Origin of the sequence: Paenibacillus sp. GYB003, from assembly GCF_036577625.1 — a bacterium.
In the GTDB taxonomy this organism is placed as follows: domain Bacteria; phylum Bacillota; class Bacilli; order Paenibacillales; family NBRC-103111; genus Paenibacillus_AB.
Genome location: NZ_JARBDC010000001.1, coordinates 403,960 through 428,355 on the forward strand (window position 1 = coordinate 403,960; position 24,396 = coordinate 428,355).

General features: G+C 57.9%; 31 protein-coding genes. 8 read left to right on the top strand and 23 right to left on the bottom strand.

Annotation, left to right across the window (positions count from 1 at the left end):
* Nucleotides 1-20 precede the first annotated feature (20 nt).
* The 12 genes from PV407_RS01980 to PV407_RS02035 all read right to left on the bottom strand — a co-directional run bounded on the left by PV407_RS01980 (nt 21) and on the right by PV407_RS02035 (nt 8,650).
* The gene (locus tag PV407_RS01980) at nt 21-437 is read right to left on the bottom strand and encodes an Asp23/Gls24 family envelope stress response protein (RefSeq protein WP_332088172.1); all 417 of its coding nucleotides are present in this window, start codon (nt 435-437) and stop codon (nt 21-23) included.
* Between the two features lie 94 nt (nt 438-531).
* The gene (gene accC, locus PV407_RS01985) at nt 532-1,890 is read right to left on the bottom strand and encodes an acetyl-CoA carboxylase biotin carboxylase subunit (RefSeq protein ID WP_332088173.1); all 1,359 of its coding nucleotides are present in this window, start codon (nt 1,888-1,890) and stop codon (nt 532-534) included.
* A gap of 18 nt (nt 1,891-1,908) precedes the next feature.
* A complete protein-coding gene (gene accB, locus PV407_RS01990) occupies nt 1,909-2,415 on the bottom strand; it encodes an acetyl-CoA carboxylase biotin carboxyl carrier protein (protein ID WP_332088174.1) in 507 nt (168 codons plus the stop codon).
* 293 nt (nt 2,416-2,708) lie between these two features.
* Nucleotides 2,709-3,440, bottom strand: a complete 732-nt coding sequence (locus PV407_RS01995) for a SpoIIIAH-like family protein (protein WP_332088175.1) — start codon at nt 3,438-3,440, stop codon at nt 2,709-2,711.
* A 58-nt stretch (nt 3,441-3,498) separates the two neighbouring features.
* The gene (gene spoIIIAG / locus PV407_RS02000) at nt 3,499-4,134 is read right to left on the bottom strand and encodes a stage III sporulation protein AG (protein WP_332088176.1); all 636 of its coding nucleotides are present in this window, start codon (nt 4,132-4,134) and stop codon (nt 3,499-3,501) included.
* A gap of 4 nt (nt 4,135-4,138) precedes the next feature.
* Entirely contained in the window at nt 4,139-4,852 is a 714-nt protein-coding gene (gene spoIIIAF, locus PV407_RS02005; RefSeq protein WP_332088177.1) for a stage III sporulation protein AF, read from the bottom strand.
* Nucleotides 4,853-4,877: 25 nt separating this feature from the next.
* Entirely contained in the window at nt 4,878-6,056 is a 1,179-nt protein-coding gene (gene spoIIIAE, locus PV407_RS02010; RefSeq protein ID WP_442951615.1) for a stage III sporulation protein AE, read from the bottom strand.
* 50 nt (nt 6,057-6,106) lie between these two features.
* Complete coding sequence (gene spoIIIAD, locus PV407_RS02015) at nt 6,107-6,496, bottom strand: stage III sporulation protein AD (protein WP_332088179.1); 390 nt, start codon at nt 6,494-6,496, stop codon at nt 6,107-6,109.
* An 84-nt stretch (nt 6,497-6,580) separates the two neighbouring features.
* Nucleotides 6,581-6,784: a stage III sporulation protein AC gene (spoIIIAC, locus tag PV407_RS02020; RefSeq protein WP_110840056.1), complete on the bottom strand. Its 204-nt coding sequence runs from the start codon at nt 6,782-6,784 to the stop codon at nt 6,581-6,583.
* 14 nt (nt 6,785-6,798) lie between these two features.
* Nucleotides 6,799-7,317: a stage III sporulation protein SpoIIIAB gene (gene spoIIIAB, locus PV407_RS02025; protein WP_332088180.1), complete on the bottom strand. Its 519-nt coding sequence runs from the start codon at nt 7,315-7,317 to the stop codon at nt 6,799-6,801.
* Nucleotides 7,311-8,312 (bottom strand): stage III sporulation protein AA, encoded by a 1,002-nt coding sequence (gene spoIIIAA / locus PV407_RS02030; protein WP_332088181.1) that lies wholly within the window; start codon nt 8,310-8,312, stop codon nt 7,311-7,313. Before spoIIIAA ends, spoIIIAB begins: the two co-directional genes overlap by 7 nt.
* A 71-nt stretch (nt 8,313-8,383) precedes the next feature.
* A complete protein-coding gene (locus PV407_RS02035; protein WP_332088182.1) occupies nt 8,384-8,650 on the bottom strand; it encodes a YqhV family protein in 267 nt (88 codons plus the stop codon).
* Between the two features lie 144 nt (nt 8,651-8,794).
* Here PV407_RS02035 and PV407_RS02040 point away from each other — a divergent pair, with 144 nt between their 5' ends.
* From PV407_RS02040 to PV407_RS02055, 4 genes are all read left to right on the top strand, one after another.
* The gene (locus PV407_RS02040; RefSeq protein ID WP_332088183.1) at nt 8,795-9,619 is read left to right on the top strand and encodes a phosphosulfolactate synthase; all 825 of its coding nucleotides are present in this window, start codon (nt 8,795-8,797) and stop codon (nt 9,617-9,619) included.
* A gap of 19 nt (nt 9,620-9,638) precedes the next feature.
* Entirely contained in the window at nt 9,639-10,349 is a 711-nt protein-coding gene (locus PV407_RS02045) for a 2-phosphosulfolactate phosphatase (protein WP_332088184.1), read from the top strand.
* Nucleotides 10,350-10,421: 72 nt separating this feature from the next.
* Nucleotides 10,422-10,904, top strand: coding sequence for a DUF441 domain-containing protein (locus tag PV407_RS02050; protein ID WP_332088185.1), 483 nt, complete (start codon nt 10,422-10,424; stop codon nt 10,902-10,904).
* A 78-nt stretch (nt 10,905-10,982) separates the two neighbouring features.
* The gene (locus PV407_RS02055) at nt 10,983-12,341 is read left to right on the top strand and encodes an aspartate kinase (RefSeq protein WP_332088186.1); all 1,359 of its coding nucleotides are present in this window, start codon (nt 10,983-10,985) and stop codon (nt 12,339-12,341) included.
* A gap of 91 nt (nt 12,342-12,432) precedes the next feature.
* Here PV407_RS02055 and PV407_RS02060 read toward each other — a convergent pair whose 3' ends face one another.
* The 5 genes from PV407_RS02060 to PV407_RS02080 form a co-directional block, all read right to left on the bottom strand.
* Complete coding sequence (locus PV407_RS02060; protein WP_332088187.1) at nt 12,433-13,098, bottom strand: DNA-binding response regulator; 666 nt, start codon at nt 13,096-13,098, stop codon at nt 12,433-12,435.
* A gap of 234 nt (nt 13,099-13,332) precedes the next feature.
* Entirely contained in the window at nt 13,333-13,890 is a 558-nt protein-coding gene (gene efp, locus PV407_RS02065; RefSeq protein ID WP_332088188.1) for an elongation factor P, read from the bottom strand.
* A 51-nt stretch (nt 13,891-13,941) separates the two neighbouring features.
* Nucleotides 13,942-15,015 (bottom strand): M24 family metallopeptidase, encoded by a 1,074-nt coding sequence (locus tag PV407_RS02070; protein ID WP_332088189.1) that lies wholly within the window; start codon nt 15,013-15,015, stop codon nt 13,942-13,944.
* A complete protein-coding gene (gene aroQ, locus PV407_RS02075) occupies nt 15,015-15,467 on the bottom strand; it encodes a type II 3-dehydroquinate dehydratase (protein WP_332088190.1) in 453 nt (150 codons plus the stop codon). Before aroQ ends, PV407_RS02070 begins: the two co-directional genes overlap by 1 nt.
* A 97-nt stretch (nt 15,468-15,564) precedes the next feature.
* On the bottom strand, nt 15,565-16,053 hold the full coding sequence (locus tag PV407_RS02080; RefSeq protein WP_332088191.1) for a YqhR family membrane protein: 489 nt from the start codon (nt 16,051-16,053) through the stop codon (nt 15,565-15,567).
* Nucleotides 16,054-16,350: 297 nt separating this feature from the next.
* Here PV407_RS02080 and PV407_RS02085 point away from each other — a divergent pair, with 297 nt between their 5' ends.
* Together PV407_RS02085 and PV407_RS02090 are read left to right on the top strand one after the other, a co-directional pair.
* Nucleotides 16,351-17,286 carry a DUF1385 domain-containing protein gene (locus PV407_RS02085; protein ID WP_332088213.1) on the top strand — a complete coding sequence of 312 codons (936 nt, stop codon included), beginning with the start codon at nt 16,351-16,353 and terminating at the stop codon, nt 17,284-17,286.
* A gap of 57 nt (nt 17,287-17,343) precedes the next feature.
* The gene (locus PV407_RS02090) at nt 17,344-17,643 is read left to right on the top strand and encodes a hypothetical protein (protein ID WP_332088192.1); all 300 of its coding nucleotides are present in this window, start codon (nt 17,344-17,346) and stop codon (nt 17,641-17,643) included.
* A gap of 80 nt (nt 17,644-17,723) precedes the next feature.
* Here PV407_RS02090 and PV407_RS02095 read toward each other — a convergent pair whose 3' ends face one another.
* Complete coding sequence (locus tag PV407_RS02095) at nt 17,724-18,710, bottom strand: patatin-like phospholipase family protein (protein WP_332088193.1); 987 nt, start codon at nt 18,708-18,710, stop codon at nt 17,724-17,726.
* Nucleotides 18,711-18,867: 157 nt separating this feature from the next.
* Nucleotides 18,868-19,293: a transcriptional regulator MntR gene (gene mntR, locus PV407_RS02100; protein ID WP_332088194.1), complete on the bottom strand. Its 426-nt coding sequence runs from the start codon at nt 19,291-19,293 to the stop codon at nt 18,868-18,870.
* Between the two features lie 166 nt (nt 19,294-19,459).
* On the opposite strand from mntR, the gene splB reads away from it, so the two are divergent.
* On the top strand, nt 19,460-20,527 hold the full coding sequence (gene splB / locus PV407_RS02105; protein WP_332088195.1) for a spore photoproduct lyase: 1,068 nt from the start codon (nt 19,460-19,462) through the stop codon (nt 20,525-20,527).
* A gap of 48 nt (nt 20,528-20,575) precedes the next feature.
* Here the strand turns inward: splB and PV407_RS02110 are convergent, their stop codons facing one another.
* The 4 genes from PV407_RS02110 to PV407_RS02125 are packed head-to-tail and all read right to left on the bottom strand — an operon-like array spanning nt 20,576 to nt 24,025.
* Nucleotides 20,576-21,289 carry a cytochrome c biogenesis CcdA family protein gene (locus PV407_RS02110; RefSeq protein ID WP_332088196.1) on the bottom strand — a complete coding sequence of 238 codons (714 nt, stop codon included), beginning with the start codon at nt 21,287-21,289 and terminating at the stop codon, nt 20,576-20,578.
* A gap of 34 nt (nt 21,290-21,323) precedes the next feature.
* Nucleotides 21,324-22,130, bottom strand: coding sequence for a metal ABC transporter permease (locus PV407_RS02115; RefSeq protein ID WP_332088197.1), 807 nt, complete (start codon nt 22,128-22,130; stop codon nt 21,324-21,326).
* A gap of 40 nt (nt 22,131-22,170) precedes the next feature.
* The gene (locus PV407_RS02120; RefSeq protein ID WP_332088198.1) at nt 22,171-22,974 is read right to left on the bottom strand and encodes a metal ABC transporter ATP-binding protein; all 804 of its coding nucleotides are present in this window, start codon (nt 22,972-22,974) and stop codon (nt 22,171-22,173) included.
* A gap of 40 nt (nt 22,975-23,014) precedes the next feature.
* Nucleotides 23,015-24,025, bottom strand: coding sequence for a metal ABC transporter substrate-binding protein (locus PV407_RS02125; RefSeq protein WP_332088199.1), 1,011 nt, complete (start codon nt 24,023-24,025; stop codon nt 23,015-23,017).
* A gap of 170 nt (nt 24,026-24,195) precedes the next feature.
* Between PV407_RS02125 and PV407_RS02130 the strand changes: the two genes are divergently transcribed.
* Nucleotides 24,196-24,396, top strand: a 201-nt coding sequence (locus PV407_RS02130) for a helix-turn-helix domain-containing protein (RefSeq protein ID WP_332088201.1), incomplete at its 3' end; no start/stop codon positions are given.

Genomic DNA, 24,396 nt, shown 5'->3' on the forward strand with positions numbered 1-24,396 from the left:
CCTTTGACGCGAGCGAGCCGTTATTTGACCCGCTGTACCGCCGTTTCTTCGTCCTGCGGCACCTGTTTGTCCGGCGTTTTGAACTGAACGTCGTGAATGTGCACGTTCACCTCGACGACCGAAAGGCCGGTCATCGATTCGATCGCCTGCTTCACGCTTCGTTGGATCGAACTGGCCACCTCGGGAATCCGGTTGCCGAACTCGACGATGATCGATACGTCGACCGCCGCCTCGCGCTGTCCGACCTCAACCTTGACGCCCTTGGACAAATTTTTCCGTCCGAGCAGCTCGGCGATTCCTCCGCCGAAGCCGCCGCTCATACCCGCGACGCCGGGCACTTCCACCGTCGCCAGTCCGGCGATCACTTCGATGACTTCCGGCGCGATCTGAATCGTTCCGATGTCCGTTTTTTCGTAATCCGCTGCTGCGGTACTCATCGCATAAACACCTCCCAGTCCGGTTCGTCTTTACTATTACTATACCATCTTGCCATTTTTATGACAAACGATACAAGCCTTTAAGCCCGGCTTGTCAAGACTCCGGATCGTTCACGTCGTGCTCCTCGAGAAACTTGATGTCGAACGTTCCGGCCTGGAACAGCTTATGGTCCATCAGCTTCAAATGGAACGGGATCGTCGTGTGGATGCCCTCGATGGCGAATTCGGCCAGCGCCCTGCGCATGCGGGCGATCGCTTCGTCCCGCGTCGGCCCCCATACGATCAGCTTCGCGATCATCGAATCGTAATGCGGCGAAATCGTATAGCCCGGATAAGCGGCGCTGTCGACGCGGACGCCCGGTCCTCCCGGCGGCAGGTAAAACTGGATTTGACCCGGCGACGGCATGAAGTTGCGCTCCGGATCTTCCGCATTGATGCGGCATTCGATCGACCAGCCCTCGAACTTGACGTCCTCCTGCCGGAACGACAGCGGCTCGCCCTGGGCGATCATGATCATTTCTTTGATGATGTCGATATTCGTAATCATCTCGGTCACGGGATGCTCGACCTGGATGCGCGTATTCATTTCCATAAAGTAAAACCGACCGTCGGGACCGAGCAAAAACTCGAGCGTTCCCGCTCCGGAATAATCGACCGCGAGCGCCGCCCGGACGGCCGCTTGGCCCATCGCCTCGCGAATTTCCGGCGTCAGCACCGGGCACGGCGCTTCTTCGACGAGCTTCTGTCTGCGGCGCTGCACCGAGCAGTCGCGCTCGCCCAAATAAACGGCGTTGCCGTGCTTGTCGGCGATAATTTGAATTTCGACGTGCTTCATGCCCGTCAAATATTTTTCCAGGTAAACGCCCGCGTTGCCGAACGCCTTCTGCGCTTCCTGCTGGGCCGTGGCGATTTGCTGGATCAGCGACTCTTCGTCTTCGGCGATGCGGATGCCTTTGCCGCCGCCGCCCGCCGTCGCTTTAATGATGACGGGATACCCGATCTCGCGGGCGACCCGCACCGCTTCCTCCATATCCTCGATCAAGCCGTCCGAGCCGGGGATGACCGGAACGTCGGCGTCCTTCATCGTCTGCTTCGCGACCGATTTGTCCCCCATCTTGCTGATCGCCTGCGGAGACGGTCCGATAAACTCGATGTTGCACTGCTCGCATATTTCCGCGAAATCGGCGTTTTCCGCCAAAAAGCCGTAGCCCGGATGGACGGCGTCCGATTCGGTCAGCGTCGCCACGCTCATCAAGTTCGTAAAGTTCAAATAGCTGTCCTTGGAGAGCGTCGGGCCGATGCAGTACGCTTCGTCGGCCAATCGGACGTGAAGCGAGTCCCGGTCGGCTTCCGAATAGACGGCGACCGTGTAAATGCCCAGCTCCCGGCAAGCGCGGATGATGCGGACCGCGATTTCGCCGCGGTTCGCCACCAATATTTTTTGAAACTTCATGTGCGCATTTTCCTCCAATTATTCCGGTTTTACCAGGAACAAGGTTTGTCCGTACTCGACCAGCTGCCCGTTCTCGACGAGAATGTCGACGATTTCTCCCTTGACCTCCGCCTCGATCGGATTCATCAGCTTCATCGCCTCCAGGATGCATACCGTCGTCTTCTCGCTGACGCGGTCGCCGATGCTGACGTACGGCGCGGCGCCCGGCGCCGGAGCGGCGTAAAACGTGCCGACCATCGGAGAAACGATTTTGTGCAGTCCCGCCGCCGGATCGGCGACCGGGGCCGCTGCCGGAGCGGTAGCGGTCTCTGCCGGCGCCGCGGCCGCCTGCTGAACGGGAGGAGCGTATGTAACGTGCGATGCCGCCTGAACGGGCTGAACGGGAGCGTGCGTAACGACGACGGATTCGGTTTTATTCGGTTTACGGATCAAAAGGCGGGCGCCTTCGTTTTCGATTTCCAATTCTTGTACGGTCGTCGTATCGACGAGTTTGATCAATTCTTTAATTTCGCTGAGCTTGAACATCTTTTTCACTCCTTAGGGCGATTGTGAAGCGTTTACTGAAACGGGCAATGCTTGTATTATATCACAACCGCTACGGGCGCAAAACAACATTTGTGGACGGACCGGCGCGGAGGCGGCATTCGCGGGTCTTGACGAAACGCCGGTTGCTCCGCCGCACAAAGAAAGACGCCGCCGTCCCCGCGCGAATCGGCGGTTTTCGGAGCGTCTGTTCGACTGTTCGGGACCCGGGGCGGCGGCCGGCCGCGCGAGGGCGGCCGTTTCCGTTTCGGCCCGGGGCGGTCCGGCGGCTTCGATTATTGCACGTATTGGACCGTCACTTTGTCCGGCGTGACATTCAGCTCTTTCATGACGAGATCGACGATCGTCACGCCCTGGCTGCGCTCCAGCTTGGCCGACTGCACGATCACCTTCCATTTGCCGCTGTCCTGCAGTACGATCGCGTTTTGAAAATCTTTGCCGAGCTGATCTTCGACGTTCATCACTTTTTCGTCCATATCCTGCAGCTTTTGCACTTCGGCGAGCGCCTTTTCGACTTCCTCGTTCGATTTTTTGGAATCGACGGAGACGGCCATCCACTTTTCAATCTCTTTCGACAGCTGCTCGCTGCGCTTCATATGAAGCGATCGGAAGAAATCGTTGCCCGAGGTCGCTTGGGCCGAAGCGGACACCTGCTTCAGCACTTCCTCGTCCGTTTTGGCCGAGGCGCCCGTTTGCTGGCTTTGGGCCGTTTTGTCCGCAGCCGCCGACGGATTCGCCGACGTTTTGTCGGTCGTCGCCTTGGCGTCGGAAGCCGCTTTGTCCGCAGCGGCTTTGTCGGCGGCCGCTTTGTCTGCTGCGGCTTTGTCCGTCGTCGCGTTCGCGGAGCCGCTCGTCGCGATCGTGTCGACCTTGATTTCGGTGCCGGCCGCCTGCTGGTTCGTCAGATCGAGATCGTTCACGTCTTCGGTAAACAAGTAATACGCGGAAAGCACCACCATCAGGCTGAGCATCGATACGAGCCAAACCGTTTGTCTTTTCGTATTCATCGCTTCGTTCCTCCTCGGATCATCTTTTCGTTTTCACCGCGACCGCAAACTATCGCGATCATTGCTTCCTGGGCAGCACCGATATTCGGTGCGCCGGGACGTCCAATCCGCGGCCGACCGCCTCCGCGATCATTTGCTTGACCGTCATGTTTTCGGCGCCTTTGGCAACGACGACAACCCCCCTTATGCGCGGCTTTATTTTTTTTAACACGAGCGGAGTTTGTCCGCCGGAAGCTTCGTACAGCACGACTTCTCCGCTTCGCGATATTTCGGTGATATGGCGGGTCGATCCGTTCTGGTCTTTCTCGTTCGTAATTTGCTGCGTTTCCTTCGAGTTGGACTGGACGATCGTCTCCTCCGTCGAATCGATCGTGACGAGCACTTCGACGTCCCCGACCGCGACGACCTTTTGCAAAATGGCTTTGATCGCGTCTTCGTACGCATGCTCGTATTCGCGAAAGCCCGCTTTGTCGTTCGGATCTTTGGACGCGAACGTTTGCTGCGCCGGAGGCGAAGGCGCTCCGCCTTGACCGTCCGGTTGTCCGACCGGTATGACGTGCAGAAACGAACCCAGAATCATGAAGGCGACTCCGAGCAGACCGAGCAGCATGAGCCAGCGGAACGTGTTGACGCGCTTCCCTCCTCCAGGCCCGCCGCCGACCCGCTCTTCCAGCCATTGCAGCCATTTCGCCATGAGTTCACCTCGCTTTCTCCAGCTCCGATTCGTACAGCAGCGTCACTTCGTCCCGGCCCAGCTGCCATTGCCGCCATACTTGCTCGTACATGCGTTCTTTCGCGTCGATTTGTTGTTTCGTCAGCTTGCTTTCGTCCGGCTTCGTCTTCGGCTCCGTCCCGCCGACGCGAATATCGATATGGACGGGCTCGACGGCGGCGATCGGCTTTCGTTGCGGCGCTTCCGCCTCCGAAGGGGAAGAGTCCGGACGTTGTATATGATCAAGGATCACCTGCATATGCTTCATGCTCGGCGTTCCGTTGTTGTCGTAGCTAAGTTGCAGCTTCACCTGCTTCACCCGCACGCCCGCGTCGTTTCCGAAGCTGCGCTGCAGCTCGGCGGCCAGCTCGCTTTCCATCAGCCTTTGCGCCTCGCCCCGGTCGTTTTGCCGCCACCGCTCCGCGTCCTGCATGATCGCCTGCAGCGGCTTCATCGCGGCGAACGTTCGGCTGTCGGCGGCGTCCCCGAGCTGCTCGACGGAGGCCACTATTTTTTGCGCGTCCCATTTTTGCTTGAACAAGGACAATAGCGGCGACAGCAGCGCGAGCAGGATGAACAGGCCGAGCACGGTGCGCACGTACCGCTGATACGCGTTGTTCGGAAGCAGCAGTTCGACGAAGGCGGCCAGCAATACGACGACGACGATTTCCTTTAGCCACCCGCTGAGCCAAGCCATCATGGGAAGCGCCTCTCTTCCTTTTCATTCATCTCATCATGACGGACACGTTGCCGGCGGCGATAATGATCGTCACGGCCAAGAAAAACATGAACCCGACGGCGGCCACCGCCGCGAACACGTAAATGAGGCTTTTGCCGATCGTCTGCAAGCATTGGATGATCGGGTTCGAGCCGAGCGGCTGCATGACCGCCGCGGATACGTTGTAGATGAGCGCAAGCGCCATAATTTTCATGGCCGGGAACGCGCACAAAAACACGATGATGACGACGCCGGACAGGCCGACCGCGTTTTTCACGAGAAGCGAAGCGCCGATGACGGTTTCCGAAGCGTCCGAGAACAGCCTTCCGACGACCGGGACGAAATTGCCGGTCAAATATTTGGCCGTCCGGATCGTCACGCCGTCCGCCACCGCCCCCGTTCCCCCCTGGATCGAGATGACGCCGAGGAAGACGGTTACGGTAATGCCGAGCACCGTCAGGCTGATCGTGCGAAGCAGGTTGGCGAGCTGCGTCACCTTGTACTTGTCGCTGATCGAACTGACGATGTGCAGCACGGCCGAAAAAAACAGCAGCGGAAACACGAACGAGTAGATCAGCGTGCCGACGGCGTGAATCATGAACACGATGAGCGGATGGAGCACGGCGACGGAGGCGACGTTGCCCATCGAGCCGAGCAGCGTCAGCATGAGCGGGACCATCGCCATCATGAAATGGATCATGCTCGTGATCGCGTCCTTCGCGTAGCCGATCGCCACACTGAAGCTGTTGATCGCGATGAGCAGCAGCACCAGGTACGTGATTGCGTAGGCGATTTTGCTCACATTGTTTCGTTCGAACGCGCTCTGCAGCGACTCGAGAATCATGCTGAACACGGTCAGAATGACGATCGATGCCAGCAGCTTGCCGCCGATGAGCACTTCGTGCAGCATGAATTTGCCCGCGGCTGTCAAAATCGAGCGTACGCTGAAGCCTTCTCCTCCCGGAACAAGCACATCGATAAAGCTGGGTGGCTTCTCGTCGGGAAAATAGGCGCCGTATTCCTTCGTCAGCCGGTTCCAGTACGTTTCCACCTGGTCGGTCGGAAGCCGCTGCGCCTGCTCCCGGATGATCGCCTCGGCCGGAGAGTCGGCATACGCGGCCGCGCCCGAGAGAAGGATGCATACCAGCAGCGCGGCGGCCGCCCATCCGCGAATGCGATGCCTCATCAACCGTTTCAACTCCCGTCTCCGCTTAAAAACCGGTTTGTTCGAACGCCTCAGGCGGGCAGCAGCTTGACCACCGTTTCGATAATGACGGTTATGATGGGAATCGCCATGACCATGATGAGCACTTTGCCGGCCAGCTCGATTTTCGAGGCGACCGATTCGAGTCCCGAATCGCGCACGATTTGCGCGCCGAATTCGGCGATGTAGGCGATGCCGATAATCTTCAAAATCGTTTTGAGAAACATGACGTTAATGTTCGTAAGCGCCGACAATTGCTCCAGGACGCCGATGACGGCCGCGATTTTGCCGAGCAAAAACAAGAAAATGTAAATGCCGGTTACCGTGATGAGCAAAAAAGCGAACAACGGCTTATGCTCTTTCAGCACGAGCGTCAAAATCGCCACGATCAGTCCGAGGCCGACGATTTGTATCATTTCCACCCGGATCACCTGCCCTGCGTTTTGCGGACTGTCCCGTTATGACGCGGATCGCTTCGCGGACTCGGGCGCTTTTTCGCCATCGCCTTACTGGAACAAAAAGATCGTCTTGATTTCCTTGAACAGATCGTCCAGCAGGCTTACGACCATGAACAGGACGACGACGAAGCCGATCACCGTCACCCAGTGCGCCATATCTTCTTTGCCCATCTGCTTCAGGACGGTATGGATCATCGCGATGATGATGCCGATCCCGGCGATTTGAAAAATCGCGTTCACGTCCACGTTCATTTCCCGCACCCCTTCTAGTACATCAGAATGACGACGAAAGCTCCGGCCAGCACCCCCAGGCTTCTCCACATTTTCTCGTAGCGTCTTTGATCTTCCCGGGCGGCTTGCTCTTCGGCCTGCAGCAGGCTGACGGCGAGTCGCAAATGCTTCGTCTGGTCGTCGCGGTCGCTGATGCCCAAAGTAAAGCTCAACTGGCTCAAGATTTCCCGTTCATTCGATGATAGGGCGGTCTGTTTCCAACAAGCGTCCACCGCTTCCCGCCAGCTTTCGGCGGCCGTCTTGCCGTTTGCCGCGAGCATCGGCTCCGCCGCCATCCGAAACATCGCGGCGAGCTGCGGCTCGAGCTGGTCGGCGATGCGCGCAAGCGCCTCCGGCAGCGGCGTGTAGCCGTAGTTCATTTCCGTTTCGAGCCGCTGCAGCGCGTGGACGAGCCCGCGTATTTGGCGCGGGCGGCGGGCGTAAACGGACGCCTTCGCGAAGCCGATCGCCGTGCCGGCGAGCAAAACGAGCATCGCTCCGATCAGCTTCAGCATGGCGCTCTCCCGCTTTCCGTCAAGGTGCGCGCGTTCAGCTCGGCGAGCTTGCGGCCGGAAGCGTCGCGCACCGTAAAACGGGCTCCCGTCTGGCGGCTTCTCGTCAGCTCGACGACCCGGGAAAAGACGCCGTCCTCCAGCAAGCGCCGCATGACCGGTCTGTCGCGGACGTCCGATGCGTCGCGCCCGTGCGCGGTGGCGAAGACGCGCACGCCGGCGTGCAGCGCTTCCTGCAGGGCAACGGCGTCCTCATGGCGGCCGATTTCGTCGACGACGAGCACTTCGGGCGACATGGAACGAATCATCATCATCATCCCTTCGGCTTTCGGACATCCGTCCAGCACGTCGGTACGGGGACCGACGTCGAACGTCGGGACGCCCTTCACGCATGCCGCGATTTCCGACCGCTCGTCGACGATTCCGACGCGCTGCCCGCTTCCCGGCGCATTCCCCCGGACCGCCCCTTCGCTGACCGTCCGGGCCATGTCGCGGATGAGCGTCGTCTTTCCTTGGCGCGGCGGCGAGACGATCAGCGTCTGGTGCACCGTTCCGGCGGACTCGTCCCAAACGGCCGGAAGCAGCTCGCGAGCGATGCCGGGAACGGCCCGGGCGATCCGGATGTTGAAGCTGCCGACATCGCGGATATGCTTCACTTCGCCCCGCTCCAGCACCGTTTTGCCGGCCAGTCCGACGCGATGGCCTCCGGCGATCGTAATGTAGCCCCGGCGCAGCTCCTCCTCGTACGTGTACAGCGAATGTCCCGTCAGCAGGTCGAGCAGCTTCAGCCCGTCCTCTTTCGACGGTCGGTAGCCCCGGGACGCCTCAAGGGTCAGCGCGCCGTCCGGCGAAACGAATCGCGATTCGCCCCCGACGACCACTTCGAGCGGCCGGGCTTCCCTAACCCGTATTTCCTCCAGCCGGTCGCCGGCCGCCTCCGGCAGCCTTTCTATCAATCCGCGAATGCGTGCCGGCAAAAAAGGTAGAATCGGTTGCATGATGACGCGGCTCCTCCCCCGGTTTGTCCGGGATACTCTCATCTATATGCCCGGACAAGCGCATTATTCCTCTATTTTTTGAGTATGCCTATGAAAATGCAGGCGACGCCGACGCCGACCCAAGCCATTTTGGCGAACGACAGCTTGTCGGCCAGTCCTACCAGACCGATCGTCGTCGTCGTTAGAAGAGTCAAAGGGCCGACGACGGCGAGTCCGGAATTGACGAGCAGCGCTTTGTCGATCTGGTTCAGTCTCAGCATGATCAGCGCGGCGATAATTTCGAGGCTGCCGGACATGAGCCGGAGCGACGCCATGCTCATGACGATTTTGTTGATCATCGCTTGGTTCTCCTCCTTAACGTTCGTTTTTCCCATGTTATGCGGGCACGTCCCATTTTAGGCATACCGGGCACCCTGCTCCGGGCAAATGCATATATTGCTCCGAGACCACATACAAATCCTTACAGCGAGGAGACTTGTTTTATGGACGTAACTTCACGGCTGGAGTGGCATCCGCTTTTGCAGGATCCGACGCGCTGCCGATCCGTCAAACCGCGCGCAAGCGGGATTACGATGGTGATCGACAAAGGTCTGGGGCTCCACGCTTTCGAAGATCTGCTTCAGACGGCGGCGCCCTACGTCGACCTGCTCAAAATCGGCTTCGGCACGTCGCCGCTGTATCCGACCGCGCTGCTGAAACGGAAAATCGAGCTCGCCCGCGAGCATCAAATCGACATTATGCCGGGCGGCACGTTTCTGGAAGTGGCCGTCGCGCAAAACGCGGTGGCGGAATTTTTCGATATGGTGCGGCGGCTCGGTTTCAATGCCGTCGAAGTGTCGGACGGCACGATCGAGCTCGAACGGCTCCGTCGAAACGAGCTGATTCGCCGCGGCCGCGAAGCCGATTTGAACGTATATACGGAGTACGGGAAAAAGCTGTGGGGTTCGACGATCGATGCGGAGCAGCTGCTCGAAACGGTGCTGTTCGACGTGCAGCACGGGGCGTCTCTCGTCACGATCGAGGCGCGCGAATCGGGGACGGGGGTCGGCATTTTCGACGGGGACGGTCAATGCCGCGACGAGGAGCTGCTGGACATTCAAGCGATGCTGCCGGATCCGGGGCGGCTGTTATGGGAAGCGCCGCTCAAGCAGCAGCAAATCGATTTGCTGCGGACGCTGGGCCCGTCCGTCAATTTGGGGAATATCGCTCCGCAAGAAATATTTTCGTTGGAAACGCTGCGCAGAGGTCTTCGTTCGGATACGTTCCGGGACCCCCGGCGGAACGGCGGGACTTTGCAGCCGGAGTAGACAAAGCGAGGGATCAGGCATGCTGGTGGACGTCATCCCGTGTGTAAACGAAGCGAGATCGGATGACTTGATTCAAAAAACGGTTATCGTGATCGACGTGCTGCGGGCTACGAGCACGATCGTGACGGCGCTCGAGCACGGCTGCGCGGCCGTCGTTCCGACGGAAACGGTCAACCAGGCGAAGCAGTGCCAGCAGGAAGGCGATCTGCTCGGCGGCGAACGGTTTTGCAAAAAAATCGCCGGATTCGATTTCGGCAATTCTCCGGCCGAATATTCGACGCCGGCCGTTGCCGGGAAGCGGGTCGTGCTGACGACGACGAACGGGACGCGCGCGATCCAGAAGTCGCAGCGCGCCGGACGGATGCTCGCCGGCTGCCTGCTGAACGCGGAAGCCTGCGCCGAAGCGGCTTACTCGTTCGGACGGGATATCGTCATTCTGTGCGCCGGAACGCAGGACGAATTTTGCCTCGAGGACGGATTATGCGCGGGGCTGCTCGTTCGTTACTTGCAGCAGCTTGGCGACGGGCGGCTGCAGGCGAACGATTTCGGCAGCGCCATGCTGCACGCGTTCGACGCGGTTCAAGGCGGTCTCGAGGAAGCGCTTCTTTCGTGCGCGAGCGGCAGACGGCTCGTCAAGCTCGGGCACGAAGACGACGTGCGTTTTTGCGCGCGAACGAACGTGTACCGGCTCGTTCCGGTTTGGAAAGATCAGTCGCTCGTCCGGTTCTAATCCGATTGCGGACGTTCATACAATAACGAAGAATAGGTTGTCTACACTCCAGAAGGACAAGGGGTTTTTCGTATGAACGGCTTGAACGGGTTAAACGGCGAACTGCTGCTTCTGTTTCTGATCGTAGTCGGCATGATCGGACGCTCGCCGATCATCACGACGGCGGCCTGCATTTTGCTCGTCATCAAACTGATCCATCTGGAACGATTTTTACCGACGATCGAACGGAGAGGCCTTGAATTGGGCCTCTTGTTTTTGACGATGGGCGTTTTGGTTCCGTTTGCCAGCGAGCGCATTTCGAGCAAAGACATATGGGCCGTCTTTACGTCGTGGCCGGGCATCATCGCCTTGATCGGCGGCGCGATCGCCACGTACATGAACGGCAAAGGGCTCGATCTGCTCAAAGTCGACCCGCAGCTGATCGTCGGGCTCGTCATCGGTTCGATATTCGGCATCATTTTCATGCGGGGCATCCCGGTCGGTCCGCTTATGGCGGCGGGCATCACCGCGCTGCTGCTCAAAATCGCCTCTTTTTTGTTCGGGAAAATTCATTAGGCCGTCTGCGAAACTCGTTGAATCCGACGGCACTCTTGTGGTAGTGTATCAAGAGAGTCTGTTTAGGAGGAGACATGAATGGCTTTGAAAGTTTGCAAGTTCGGCGGCACCTCGCTCGCTTCCGCCGAGCAATTCCGCAAGGTGGCTCAAATCGCGCTGGCCGATCCGGACCGTAAAATCGTCGTCGTCTCGGCTCCGGGCAAACGAAACAAGCCGGATACGAAAGTGACCGATTTGCTTATCGCCTACGCCGAAGCGATGCTCGGCGGATCGGGCGCGGACCGGGTGGAAGCGGCGATTTTGGAACGGTTTGCGGGAATTATCGAAGGCTTGGAGCTCCCCCGGGAGCAGTACGATATGATTGCCTCGCTGCTCGCCTCCCGGGGCGCCGGCGACCGCAGTCACCGCGCCCGTTATATCGATTCGATCAAGGCGCTCGGCGAAGAATTCAGCGCCCGTCTGCTCGCCGCTTTTTTGCGGAAGGAAGGGCATGATTTCATATATGTCGATCCGAAGGATGCCGGTCTCGTCCTGAGCGACGAGCCGGGCAACGCGCAGGTGCTTCCGGAGTCGTACGAGCGGCTGCGGCCGCTTCGCGACAGCGGGCACCGCATCGTCTTTCCCGGTTTTTACGGGTACGCCGCGAACGGCAATCTCGTCGCTTTTCCGCGCGGCGGCTCGGACATTACCGGGGCCATTTTGGCGGCGGCCGTGCAGGCGGACGTGTATGAAAACTTCACGGACGTCGACAACGTATTCGCCGCGGATCCCCGCGTCGTAGACGTGCCGGCGGCCATTCACGAAATGACGTATTCGGAAATGCGCGAGCTGTCGTACGCCGGCTTCTCCGTCCTGCACGACGAAGCGCTTCAGCCGGCCTTCAACGCCAAAATTCCGGTTCATATCCGCAATACGAACAATCCCGATTCGCGCGGAACGCTCATTTCGCTCGAGCGGCACAATTTGGAGCTGCCCGTGGTGGGCGTCGCCGGATCCTCGGACTTTTGCGCCATTTTCTTGAGCAAATATTTGATGAACCGCGAGAAAGGCTTCGGCCGCCGGCTGCTGCAAATTATCGAGGACGCCGACCTTTCTTACGAGCATACGCCTTCCGGCATCGATCACATCTCCGTCATCATCAAGCAGTCGGCATTTACGCCGGAGATCGAAAGCAAGGTGCTGGAGCGCATTCGCACCGAGCTGCAGCCCGACAAGCTGATCGTTAGGCGCGGCATCGCGCTCATCATGATCGTCGGCGACGGCATGACGAAGCAGATCGGCATCGCCAAACGGGCGACCGGCGCGCTCGCCGACAGCCAGGTGAACCTGGAGATGATCAACCAGGGGGCGTCCGAGAACAGCATCATGTTCGGCATCCAGAACGACGACATGAACAAAGCGATCGTGGCACTTCATAACGAATTTTTCAATAAGTAAGCGGGAGCTTCGCCGGATTCGAGCCGGCGGAGCTTTTTGTTTGCCGCCGGGGCGGGGCGGATAGTGCTCCTTCGGACACGATCCGGGGCCCTTAAACCGGCAAACGGCGTTTGTCGTTCAGCTGATACGCGCGAATCCGAAATTTGTTCGGCACCGGATCGAGCCATTTTTTGCAAATCAAGCTATCGATCAGCTTGTTGCCTTTCTTCCTTCCTACTCCGAGGTGCGCGAATAAAGCGCCAGGCCGGACGATGCCGTTTTGTCTCGCGTCCGTTCGAATCGCCTCTTTCTCCAGCACGGTCAATGATTCCGGCTCCGCCCCAGCGCCGAGCCGTTTGCCGAACAACTGCTGCAGCGTTTGCTGGCATTGGCGCGGCCTTTCTTTCACGTCATCGTACGCGAAACGGATAACGAGCCAGCCGTCGATGACCAAATGGTTTTGCCGGTTCAGCTCGTCGGCGAACTGTTTTCGGTCCGCATCCCGACGGTGCGGTCCGAATCCGTCGATTTCGACGCAAACGCGAAGGTCGCCTTGGATGTAGGCAAAATCCAGAAAGCGCGAACCGTCCTTGAAGTCGAACACTTCATACTCCGGATGGAGCTTGTCGAAGCTGCCGAATGCCGGCCACCAAACGGTTTCCGCGAACAGCTTCTCCGCATGCCCGTGTCCTTCCTTGAACCGTCTCAGCCGTTCGCCGCGCCTCCTCCCGGCATGCTTTCCGATCCATTCTCCATAAGCTTGTTCGAAATTCGCCATAAGCCTCTTCCTTTCCAAATGTTTTTTTCTGCATAAAACGAGTCGCGTTCCAACCAGTTTTAGATCAAGCCAAAACGGCAAAAGCGATTCTTCTCGGTTCCATTCCTGACCAGGCTCGTTATTCAAAATTCCCTTCAACCCCTGCTTCGACTATCCGATAGCAAAAAAACAAAAAAGCATCCTCTCCGCTTGGAAAAGGATGCTTTCCTTGTCTTGCAACGGCGGGCGAAAAACTTACGCCCGCGAAATGTATTTGCCGTCGGACGTGCTGATCAACAGCACGTCGTTTTCGTTGATGAACAGCGGCACCTGCACGTTCAGGCCGGTTTCCAGCTTGGCGTTTTTCGTCGCGCCGGTCGCGGTGTTGCCTTTGATGCCCGGCTCCGTCTCGACGACTTTCAGCTCGACGCTGTTCGGCAGGTTGATGCCGATAATTTCGCCCTGATAGCTGACGATGTTGATCGTCATGTTTTCTTTCAGGAAGTTAAGCTCCCACTCGAGCTGGGACGAAGGAAGCGTAATTTGATCGTACGTTTCGTTGTCCATGAACGTATGCTCTTGGCCGCTCGCGTACAAATACTGCATCGCGCGGTTTTCCACATGGGCGCGGCCCACGTCTTCGCCGGCGCGGAACGTGCGCTCCACGGTGTTGCCGTTGCGCAAATTTTTCAGCTTCGAGCGGACGAAGGCGGCGCCTTTGCCCGGCTTGACGTGCTGGAAATCGAGCACGGTATAAATTTCGTTGTCCACCTCGATCGTCAGGCCGGTACGGAAATCGTTAACAGAAATCACAATCTTTTCCTCCTACATCGTCTTAATCTGGTCCTATCGCAAAAAGATGCACTAATCGATGATAATAAAGTCTTTTGTCGATTGTGTCAATCTTTGGACTCCCTCGTTCGTCACGACGACATCGTCTTCGATCCGGACGCCGCCGAAGCCGGGCAAATAAATGCCGGGCTCGACCGTGACGGTCATGCCGGGCGCGAGCACGGTCTCGCTTTGCGACGACAGCCGCGGGCCTTCGTGAACCTCCATGCCGAGGCCGTGACCGGTGCTGTGCCCGAACCGCTCGCCGTAGCCGTGCTTCTTGATCACGTCGCGGGCGAGGGCGTCCGCTTCTTTGCCGGTCATGCCGGGCTTCATATGCGCCAAAGCGTTCAGCTGCGCTTCCAGCACGATGTCGTAAATTTCGCGATGCTTCGCCGTCGGCTTGCCGAGCATGACGGTACGCGTAATGTCGGAGCAGTACCCTTTATAATAGGCTCCGAAATCGAGCTTCACGAATTCGCCGGCCTGCAGCACCCGGTCGCTCGCCTTCCCGTGCGGCAAGGCGGAGCGCTCGCCCGAGGCGACGATCGTCTCGAACGAGACGGACGCGGCGCCGTGCTGGCGCATAAAAAACTCGATCGTCAGCGCGACGTCGCTTTCCGTTATGCCTGGCTTGAGCGTCGTCAGCACATGCGCGTACGTGCGATCGGCCAGCTCGGCCGCTTCGCGCATAACCGCCAGCTCCGATTCGTCCTTGATCATGCGCAGCTCTTCGACGAGCGAATCCGTCGGGACAAGCCGAACGCCTTGAAGATCGGCCGCGTACGCGACATACGACGCGTACGTGACGTGCTGCTGCTCGAAGCCGAGCTGTTCGATCCCGCACGCCTTCAGCAGATCTTTCAACGTCTCCGTCACCTTCGGCTTATGCTCGACCACCTCGAAATGCTTCGCCTGCTCCGGCGCCTGCGACGTATAGCGAAAATCGGTCAACAAATACGCTTTCTCGTCCGTTATCAGCAAATACCCCGAAGAGCCGGTAAAGCCCGATATATACCGTCTGTTGTGGGCGCCGGTAACGAACAGCGCTTCGAGCTTGCGCTCCCGCATCAGCGTCCGCAGGCGGGACAATCTCGCATGTTCCATCAACCCTTCTCCTTCCCCGCGGCAAGATGCCGGTGCAGCGCCAGCAGGCCGAGCTCGTAGCTGTCCGCGCCGAACCCGGCGATTTGGCCGACCGCGACCGGAGCTATGACCGAAACGTGCCGAAACGGCTCCCGTTTATGAATATTGGACAAATGAACCTCGACGACCGGCAAATTCACCGTCGAAATCGCGTCGCGCAGCGCATAGCTGTAATGGGTGAACGCGCCGGGATTGATCAGAATGCCGTCCTTTTGGCCGAACGCTTCGTGAATCCGATCGATCAGGACGCCTTCGTGATTCGATTGGAGAAACTCCAGGCTCACCCCGATCGTACCGGCGAGCGCGGTCAGCCTCTGTTCGATCGCCGCCAGCGTAACGGTCCCGTAAATGCCCGGCTCCCGAACGCCAAGCATGTTCAAGTTGGGGCCGTGCAAAACCAATATATTGTACACGAGACCTTCCCTCCGTCAACGGAAGATTGAACAGAAGCCATTTTACCATAAGTTTCCCCGCTTTGAGAATCTTTTTTTGAACGCGCCCCGCGTTCGTTCAGTGCGATTCCGCCGGCTCCCGGTGCCGCTCGTCGGTAAATTCGAACGAGATCGAAAAACCGATGAACAGCCCCCAGACGAGAAACAAGCATAAGTCCGTCACGATCGTGTTCCAATCGTACCGGTAAATCCAGCGCATCATCCCGGTCGACGGCCCGATCAGCAGCGTAACGAGCGACCACCACGCGGCGCCGTAAATCAGCCCCGGCCAATGGCCCTTCACGCTTCGAAACAGCGCGCCGTACAGCAGGGAAGCGATGACCGAAAACAAAATAAAGCAAAGCCATCCCATCCAAAAAGCGGCTGTCGTATTCATGTACGACGGCGCGAAAAACGGCTTGGCCATAAAGCTGGCCGGAACTTTCGTAAATTTGAAATAGAAGGCCGCCGCCTTGACCGCTCCCCATATGAGCCCGGCAAAAATGCCGATCTGCAAAGCAAACGACCACACTCCCGTCCGATCGGGCGAGATTTCCCGCGCTTCCATGGCATTTCGTCCTTTCTGCTCCATTTACAGGCTGGTTATAGGCTAGTATGCGTTAACGCGCCGCAAACTAAACGAGTGGCGTTCGGCCCGATAATTCGATACAATAAGGATAGCTTTTTTCATCGGCGTTGGAGCGATTTCTTTCGCGCTTTTGCGGCGGCGCCCGGGGCTCGTCTTGGACCGGGTCGCTTTTCCGAAGCGGCAAGCCGCCGTTTGATCATAGTTCGCAGTCAACCGAAGGAAGGTGATCCCGAAGTGTCGCAGCAACCGCAGCCCATCTACGGCGGGCAAGCCGTCATGGAAGGCGTGATGATGGCCGGCCGGACGGTGAACGTAACGGCCGTAAGGCGCAAAAACAACGAGATCGAATTTTTCGAAGTGCCCCGCAAAGAAATCCGATGGGTGTCCAGGCTCAAAAAGATTCCGTTCGTTCGCGGAATCGTCGCGATTGTCGAATCGAGCGCCAAAGGGGCGCAGCATTTGAACTTCTCGGCGGAAAAATACGCGGAGGACGAAAGCGGCGAAGAAGCGGAACCGTCGACCGACTCTCCCAAAAAAGGCGGTTTGGGCGGCTTGTCGATGGTGCTCGGCGTCGCGGTCGTTGGCGTTTTGTCGTTTTTGTTCGGCAAATTCGTTTTCACGCTCGTTCCCGCCGCTATCGAGCAATTGCTTTTTCAAAACATGTTTAAAAATCTCATTTTGCACAATTTGCTGGAAGGCGTCATTAAAATCGTCCTCCTGCTCGGCTATATTTATTTTATTTCGCTTACTCCCCTCATTAAGCGGCTGTTCCAATATCACGGCGCGGAGCATAAAGTGATCAGCGCGTACGAGGCGGGCAAAGAGCTGACGGTCGAGAACGTGCAGAAGTTCAACACGCTCCATTACCGGTGCGGCAGCAGCTTTATCGTCTTTACGGTCATCGTCGGAGTGGTCGTCTATTCGTTTTTCAAATACGACACGTTATGGGACCGACTGCTGATCCGCATCGCGCTGCTTCCGCTCGTCATCGGCGTGTCGTACGAGGTGCTGCGGCTGACGAACTCCGTCAGGGAAACGCCGGTGCTTCGGTTCCTGGGCTATCCCGGATTGTGGCTGCAAAAGCTGACGACGAAGGAGCCGGACGACTCGCAGGTCGAAGTGTCGATCGCATCGTTCAAACGGATGCTCGAGCTCGACAACGAATTGCTGAACGACCGCGGCGCGGCGAAGTCCGGACAGGCGGTATCGTAAAACGGCCGCGTGCCGACGTCCTGCGGCGCTGCTTACATGCGAAAGGAGGAGGCATTCATGAAACGGCGGTTTCATCCGTTTTTCATCGTCATTCTCGTCTTGATGGCGATCGGCATCATTATTCAGATGATGAAGACACCGTTCGAGCTCATCGTGGCGATCATCATTTTCGGAGGCGTCTTTCTGCTATGGAAATATCCGCCGAACCGCTTCCGCAAAGCGAGCAGGCGCAAAGCCGCGCCGCCTTCCTCCGCCAAACGCGCCAAGGACAGGCGGAAAAACGTGCCGTTCCGCGTCATCCAGGGCAACAAGCGCGATGACGACGATCCGCCGGAAAAGCCGCACACGTACCACTGACCCTGAAAATATCCAATCAAGCCGAAACGCCCGGAGGGAAAGGTCCCCCGGGCTTTTTTGCGGCTTATGCCGGCTGCGGCCTAGGCGGGCTTGCCGTTTTGGCCTTTGCGGATAAATTGATTGAAGCAGCTGATGTAGTCCTGATGCGACCATTTTTTGAAATAAGCTTTGGCCGCGTCGTAGCCGGCTTTATACAGCTCCATGCTTTTTTCCGGCTTGATGTCGAAGTCGGTAACGCGCACGCCGAGCGTAGGCACCTTAATCGTCCTGAACCGGTTCTGCTCCTCGATATACCGTTCGTCATGCGCCCCCATCATCGTCGCGAACAAGGCGTGAAACATCGAGAGCGGCCCGACGATCGCCCGCGGCTCGGCCGACTGCTTCCCGACCATTTGAAAGCCGAGCGTCGGAATTTGATCCTTCTCCGGAATTTTGCTGTTTTCTTCGTCGTAAATCCATAACGGGAAATTGCTGAGCAGCCCCCCGTCGACGATATAAATGAATTGGTCGCTGAACTTTTCCCCTTTGCGCCTTACTTTCGCCGCCTTCCGCAAAATAACCGGATCGAAAAAGTACGGAATGCTCGTGCTCATGCGCACCGCCTTCGCGACCGTAAACTGATCCGGGTCGATGCCGTATTGGGCGATATCGTCCGGAAGCACGAGCAGCTTGCCCTGCGAAATGTCGGAGGCGATAATGCGCAGCTTGCCGCGCGGCAAATCGGCGAACGTGCGGACGCCTTTCGCCGCCAGCTTTTCCTCGATCCAGCGCTCGAGCTTTTGCCCCGAGTACAGTCCTTTCTTTACGAACAGACGAACCGCCGGCCCGACGATCGGCACTTGATGCAGCCACGATTTCGCCAAAAAATCGGTGAACGGCGTCTCCATAATGATTTGTTTCAGCTCATCCGCCGTATAACCGGCCGCGAGCAGCGATGCGACGATGGCGCCCGACGACGTTCCCGCCACCTGCTTAAACCGGATGCCCTGCTCCTCGGCCGCCTTGATCGCCCCGACAAGCGCGATCGCCTTGACGCCTCCCCCTTCGAACACACCGTTCACGAGCATGTACGTCACCCTTCCGCCGCATAGATGCGAACTTCGCCTACCACACTGTATGCGCCGCCGGTTTGTTCGTATGTCATGCCATGCAAAACGGAGAGGACCGGACAAAAGCAAAAACGCCCCGACCGCTGCATGGGCGGCCGAAGCGTCTCGTATCCGATTATTCCGATTCCAGTTCGTTGCGAATATTCATCAGTTCCGTGACCCGTTCCGGGTTGCGTTGGAAAAACTCGACGAGCACCTCGATGCACGTGATCGAATCCCAGCTCAGATGATGCTCGATGCCTTCGACGTCTTTATAAATATTTTCTTCCTGAACGCCGATCAATTGGAGAAAGCTTTCCAGCAGATGATGTCGTTCCACGAGCCGCTTGCCCATCTTCTTCCCTTTGGTCGTCAGCACAAGCCCGCGATATCGTTCATAAATCAAATAGTTGTCTTTGTCCAGCTTTTGGATCATCTTCGTTACGGACGAGGGATGAACTTCAAGCCCTTCGGCGATGTCGGCCACTCGCGCATATCCTTTTTCGTCGATCAGCTTATAAATTTTTTCCAGATAGTCTTCCATGCTCGGTGTCGCCGCCATAAGACACCTCCTCTGTTCCGAATTGCCAAACCTTATTAATGATACACCCTTCAACCGGACAAAGCAAGTTTTCGGAGGGCCGGCGCCTCCCGCGAAGCTTGACTTGCCGCACGGCAAGAAGGGAAACCTACAACGAGCCGAGACCGATGAAAAAGGAGCTGTTCCGATGTCCACGAAGCCGGAAGCCCGACCGGGCAAAACGAGAAACACGCTGCAATTCGTGCCGGAGCTCGTTTACTTCGAGCCGGACGCGCTTCATTACCCGAAAGGAAAACGGATCCATGACTGGGCGGTCTCACTCGGACTGCCGATCCGTATAACGGGCTCGCATAACCGGATTACCGGCTTGCCGGGCGAAAGCGAGCTGGAAACATATAAAATCGCCAAACGCACGCTCGTCGTCGGAGTTCGTAAAACGCTCAAATTCGATACGTCCAAGCCTTCGGCCGAATACGCGATCCCGATCGCGACCGGCTGCATGGGCCACTGCCACTACTGCTACCTGCAGACGACGCTCGGGGCGAAGCCTTACATCCGCATTTACGTCAATACGGACGACATACTCGAAGCGGCCCGCGGATATATCGCCGAACGGGCGCCCGAAATAACGCGCTTCGAAGCGGCCTGTACGTCCGATCCGGTCGGAATCGAGCATATCAGCGGCTCGCTGAAGGAGCTGATCGAATTTATGGGCGGGCAGCCGCTCGGCCGGCTCCGTTTCGTCACGAAGTTCCATCACGTCGATTCGCTGCTGGACGCGAAGCATAACGGGCATACGCGGTTCCGGTTCAGCGTCAACGCCGATTACGTCATTCGCCATTTCGAGCCGGCAACGTCCACGTTCGCCGAACGGATCGAAGCGGCGGGCAAGGTGGCGCGGGCCGGCTACCCGCTCGGGTTCGTTATTGCGCCGATCGTCTGGTACGACGGCTGGGAGGACGGCTACTCGGATTTGCTCGCGAAGCTGGGAGACGCCGTTCCGCCGGAAGCGGCGAACGAGTTGACGTTCGAGCTGATCCAGCACCGGTTCACGAAAACGGCGAAAGCGGTCATCCAGAAGCGTTATCCGAAAACGAAGCTGGAAATGGACGAAGCGAAGCGCAAATACAAATGGGGGCGCTGGGGACAAGGCAAATACGTATACCCCGACGAGCAGGCGGAAGCCTTGCGGCAATGGATCACCGAGCGCATTTTCGCCCATTTTCCGAAGGCGACGATCGACTATTTTACGTAAAAAACAACCCGCCGGATCGGCGAGATCCGGCGGGATTCTTCGTTTTCGTTAAAATTTCAGCCAATCCGGCGTCCGTTCCTGCAGCCAGATCGTAATGACGATCATCCTATCGAAGTAAAGGAGCAGCGCCATGACGACCATCAAGCCGCCGCCGATTTTCATCATCAACGACGAATAGCGGAGTATCCATTTCGTCGAACCGATGAAAAACGCAAGGATGAAAAACGGAATGGCGAAGCCGACCGAATACGCCGTCGTCAGTTGAAACCAGGTGCCCGGCTCCGTCGCGGCGAGCAGCAAGATCGAAGACAATATCGGCCCCACGCAGGGCGACCAGCCCGCGGCGAAGCCCATGCCGACGACGATCGAGCCGAGAAAGCCGGCCGGCTTCGATTTCACCTGCAGCTTGCGCTCGCGCATAAGCCACTGCGGCTGAAACACGCCGAGCAAAAACAATCCCATAATAAAAATTAGAATGGCGGAAAGCTGGCGGATCAAATCGCGGTAATCGTTGAACCAATCGGCAACCAGGCCGACGCCGAAGCCGAGCGAATAAAAGATGATCGAAAACCCGAGTATGAAAAACAGCGTATGCAGCGTCGTCGCAAGCCGCACTTCCTTCTTCGAGCGGTCTTCCTTCAGCCGCTGCACGGAAATGCCGGTGATGTACGACAAATAGGACGGATAGAGCGGCAGGCAGCAGGGCGAAATAAAGGAAGCGAACCCGGCCCACAGCGCAATCCAGACGTTGACTTGAGACAACCCGTTCACTCCGTTTCCAGATAGTATACGCCCATTATACGCTCGTTCGTCTCGGGCGCACAAGCAGCGTTCCGATCAGCAGCGCGATCAGCATGAGCACGACCGTCGCACCCGGCGCCCAGTTCCATACGCCCGCGGCGACCAGCCCGCCGACGACGGCGATTTCCGAATAGAGCAGCGCGATCCAGACCGAGTGCCGGAAGCTTTTCGCGACCGCCAGACTGCATGCGACGGGTACGGTCAGCAGAGCGGAAACGAGCAGCGCGCCGACGATTTTGATCGCGACGCCGATGACGAGCGCCGTCAATATCGTCAGCAGCAAATTGAGCGCCCGCAGCGGAATGCCGCTGACGGACGCCGCATCCTCGTCGAACATGATCAGAAACATTTCTTTGAAGAACACGAACATCATGGCGAGGACGATCAGCGTCACTCCGAAAACGAGCCAAAGGTCGGTCCAGCTGAGCGTATAAATGCTCCCGAACAAATAGCTGGTGACGTCCATGTTGAACCCTTTGCCGAGCGTGAACAAAAACGTCGCCAGCGCCACGCCGCCCGACATAATGATTGCGATCGACAGTTCCGCGTACGTCCGGTACGCCCGGCGAAGCCGCTCGATCGCGAAGGAAGCGGCTATGGAGAACACCAGACCGACGGCCAGCGGATAGACGCCGACGAGGAAGCCGAGCGCCACGCCCGCGATCGATACGTGAGCGAGCGTATCGCCGATCATCGACAGCCGCCGCAGCACGAGAAACACGCCGAGCAGCGGAGCCATCCCGCCGATCAATATGCCGCCGATCAGCGCGCGCTGAAAAAAGTATTCGGAAAAAATGTCCAATCGTCGTCTCCCCTATCCGTCTTCCGTTGCTTGAGTCCGCTCAACGCGCCGCCGCCGGCTCCTGAGCGTCGATTCGGCGAAGGTCGCGCAGGCTGTGCACGAGATTCGTTTCCGCGCAGTTTTCCAGCTCGTGCGTATGCTTGACGTAAAACTTCAGCTTGCCGCTCGTATGCGCCGGCTCGTAGCCGAGGTAGGCGTGCATCATCTCGATGTCGTGCGAAACCATCAGAAACGTAATGTTATGGCGCTGGTGCATATGGCGGATCATATGGAAAAAGCTTTCCTGCGTCTCCGAATCGATGCCGACCGTCGGCTCGTCGAGAATGAGCAGCTCCGGATTATTGACGAGCGCCCGCGCCAAAAACACCCGCTGCTGCTGGCCGCCGGACAAACGGCCGATTTGGCGGTCAGCCAGCTCCTCGATGCGAAGCGCGTGCATCGCGTCGTCGCACTTTTTCGCGTCTTCGGCGCCGATTCGCCTGAACAGCTTTTTGCGTCCGTACAGGCCGGACATGACGACTTCGCGCACCGTCGCCGGGAACAGCGGATTGAACGCGTTTTTTTGCGGCACGTATCCGATCCGCTCCCAGTCGCGAAACTTGGCCAGCGGCGTGCCGAACAGGCGGATTTCGCCCTCGCTCGGCTTCAGCAGCCCGACGATCATGCGCAGCAGCGTCGTTTTGCCGGCGCCGTTCGAGCCGATCAAGCCGACGAAGTCGCGCTGCAGGATGTTGAAGTCGAGCCGCTCGATAACGTTGCGATGCTCGTATTGAAACGTTACGTTTTCCATAGAAACGACCGGCAGGTGGCAATAAGCTCCCGCCGGTCCGGATGATGGCTGCATGAATGGCTCTCCGTTCGCGTTCGAATTGGTCGTGGTACTTTTATTGTAAAGCTTTCAATAAATTTTGCAAATTTTTGTCCATAACCGTCACGTAATTGTCGCCGGCTTTCGCCTGCTCCTGCGTCAGCCCTTCGAGCGGGTTCAGCACGAGCGTTTCGATGCCCGCGTCTTTCGCCAGCGTTTTCGCCATCTTATCCGAGACGAGCTCCTCGAAAAATATATATTTCACTTGATGCTCTTTCACGAATTGGTTGATCCGCTTCAAATCTTGCGCGGTAGGCTCCGCGTCCGGCGACAAGCCCATGATCGGCATTTGCGTCAGCCCGTAGTCCCGCGCCAAATAGCCGAACGCCTGATGGGAAACGACGATTTCCTTTTTCGGCGATTTGGAGATTGACTGCGCGAACTTCGCGTCAAGGTCGGCCAGCTGCTTGCGGAGCGTCTCGTAATTCGCTTCGTAGTACGCTTTATTGGCGCCGTCCGCTTGAACGAGTCCGTTTTTGATGTTTTCCGCCATTGTGAGCGCCGATTTCGGACTGACCCAGACGTGCGGATCGACGTCGGAATCGGTCTCGTGGCCGTGCTCGTCCTTGCCCCCCGTCTTAGTCTCGCCGCCGTGGTCGTCTTCATGCGCGGCTCCGTGCAGCAGTTCGATGCCGTCGCTCGCGACGACGATGCGCGGGCCGGAGTCTTTCTTCATGCTGTCGAGAAAATCGTGCACCCAGCCTTCGAAGCCGGCGCCGTTATAGACGAACAGCTGCGCGTTCGCCATGTTTTTTAGATCGCGGCTTTTCGGCGACCAATCGTGCGGCTCGACGCCGGCCGGCACGAGATTGATCACGTTCGCCTTGTCGCCTCCGATCCGGCTGGCAAAATCGTACAGCGTATAAAATGTCGTAATGACATTGACTTTTCCGTCGGAAAGCTTTATATTCGACCCGTTGCCGCAGCCTGTCATGACGATGGCAAGCAGCAGCATACTTATAATCGACGCGGCCAGCCGGCCGGCCTTCGAATGCTTCCGCTTCGAAACGTCGCTTCGTTCGTACATCGTTTTCGTCCCCTTCCGTTATCCGAGCGCCGCTCGTATGTAAATCGTAAGTTTTTCTATTTACACATTGGATTATAAAAGCGCCCGCTTCCGCTTGTCAACCGAAACTTTATCCGGTGTTGTTCGTCTGTGATAATGTCATACCATAACTGTTCTGAGATAATGTCACTATGGGACAGGAGACAATTACACTGACAGAAGACGAATGGAACAAGGTGAGAATCGTTGAAAAAATATTGGAGGGGCACTTGACCAATGGGGAGGGTGCAGCCTATCTTGGGCTAACGACACGGCAAGTGATTCGACTGAAGAAGAAGTACCTGACGCAAGGAGGAGCTCAGGCACTCGCACATCGGAATCGAGGAAGAAAG

Excerpts from the sequence above, each read along its gene's own strand:
- PV407_RS01980 (WP_332088172.1), bottom strand. The coding sequence starts at position 437 with ATGAGTACCGCAGCAGCGGATTACGAAAAAACGGACATCGGAACGATT.
- accC (WP_332088173.1), bottom strand. The coding sequence starts at position 1,890 with ATGAAGTTTCAAAAAATATTGGTGGCGAACCGCGGCGAAATCGCGGTC.
- accB (WP_332088174.1), bottom strand. The coding sequence starts at position 2,415 with ATGTTCAAGCTCAGCGAAATTAAAGAATTGATCAAACTCGTCGATACG.
- PV407_RS01995 (WP_332088175.1), bottom strand. The coding sequence starts at position 3,440 with ATGAATACGAAAAGACAAACGGTTTGGCTCGTATCGATGCTCAGCCTG.
- spoIIIAG (WP_332088176.1), bottom strand. The coding sequence starts at position 4,134 with ATGGCGAAATGGCTGCAATGGCTGGAAGAGCGGGTCGGCGGCGGGCCT.
- spoIIIAF (WP_332088177.1), bottom strand. The coding sequence starts at position 4,852 with ATGATGGCTTGGCTCAGCGGGTGGCTAAAGGAAATCGTCGTCGTCGTA.
- spoIIIAE (WP_442951615.1), bottom strand. The coding sequence starts at position 6,056 with ATGAGGCATCGCATTCGCGGATGGGCGGCCGCCGCGCTGCTGGTATGC.
- spoIIIAC (WP_110840056.1), bottom strand. The coding sequence starts at position 6,784 with ATGAACGTGGACGTGAACGCGATTTTTCAAATCGCCGGGATCGGCATC.
- spoIIIAB (WP_332088180.1), bottom strand. The coding sequence starts at position 7,317 with ATGCTGAAGCTGATCGGAGCGATGCTCGTTTTGCTCGCCGGCACGGCG.
- spoIIIAA (WP_332088181.1), bottom strand. The coding sequence starts at position 8,312 with ATGCAACCGATTCTACCTTTTTTGCCGGCACGCATTCGCGGATTGATA.
- PV407_RS02035 (WP_332088182.1), bottom strand. The coding sequence starts at position 8,650 with ATGATCAACAAAATCGTCATGAGCATGGCGTCGCTCCGGCTCATGTCC.
- PV407_RS02040 (WP_332088183.1), top strand. The coding sequence starts at position 8,795 with ATGGACGTAACTTCACGGCTGGAGTGGCATCCGCTTTTGCAGGATCCG.
- PV407_RS02045 (WP_332088184.1), top strand. The coding sequence starts at position 9,639 with ATGCTGGTGGACGTCATCCCGTGTGTAAACGAAGCGAGATCGGATGAC.
- PV407_RS02050 (WP_332088185.1), top strand. The coding sequence starts at position 10,422 with ATGAACGGCTTGAACGGGTTAAACGGCGAACTGCTGCTTCTGTTTCTG.
- PV407_RS02055 (WP_332088186.1), top strand. The coding sequence starts at position 10,983 with ATGGCTTTGAAAGTTTGCAAGTTCGGCGGCACCTCGCTCGCTTCCGCC.
- PV407_RS02060 (WP_332088187.1), bottom strand. The coding sequence starts at position 13,098 with ATGGCGAATTTCGAACAAGCTTATGGAGAATGGATCGGAAAGCATGCC.
- PV407_RS02070 (WP_332088189.1), bottom strand. The coding sequence starts at position 15,015 with ATGGAACATGCGAGATTGTCCCGCCTGCGGACGCTGATGCGGGAGCGC.
- PV407_RS02080 (WP_332088191.1), bottom strand. The coding sequence starts at position 16,053 with ATGGAAGCGCGGGAAATCTCGCCCGATCGGACGGGAGTGTGGTCGTTT.
- PV407_RS02085 (WP_332088213.1), top strand. The coding sequence starts at position 16,351 with ATGGAAGGCGTGATGATGGCCGGCCGGACGGTGAACGTAACGGCCGTA.
- PV407_RS02090 (WP_332088192.1), top strand. The coding sequence starts at position 17,344 with ATGAAACGGCGGTTTCATCCGTTTTTCATCGTCATTCTCGTCTTGATG.
- PV407_RS02095 (WP_332088193.1), bottom strand. The coding sequence starts at position 18,710 with ATGCTCGTGAACGGTGTGTTCGAAGGGGGAGGCGTCAAGGCGATCGCG.
- mntR (WP_332088194.1), bottom strand. The coding sequence starts at position 19,293 with ATGGCGGCGACACCGAGCATGGAAGACTATCTGGAAAAAATTTATAAG.
- splB (WP_332088195.1), top strand. The coding sequence starts at position 19,460 with ATGTCCACGAAGCCGGAAGCCCGACCGGGCAAAACGAGAAACACGCTG.
- PV407_RS02120 (WP_332088198.1), bottom strand. The coding sequence starts at position 22,974 with ATGCAGCCATCATCCGGACCGGCGGGAGCTTATTGCCACCTGCCGGTC.
- PV407_RS02125 (WP_332088199.1), bottom strand. The coding sequence starts at position 24,025 with ATGTACGAACGAAGCGACGTTTCGAAGCGGAAGCATTCGAAGGCCGGC.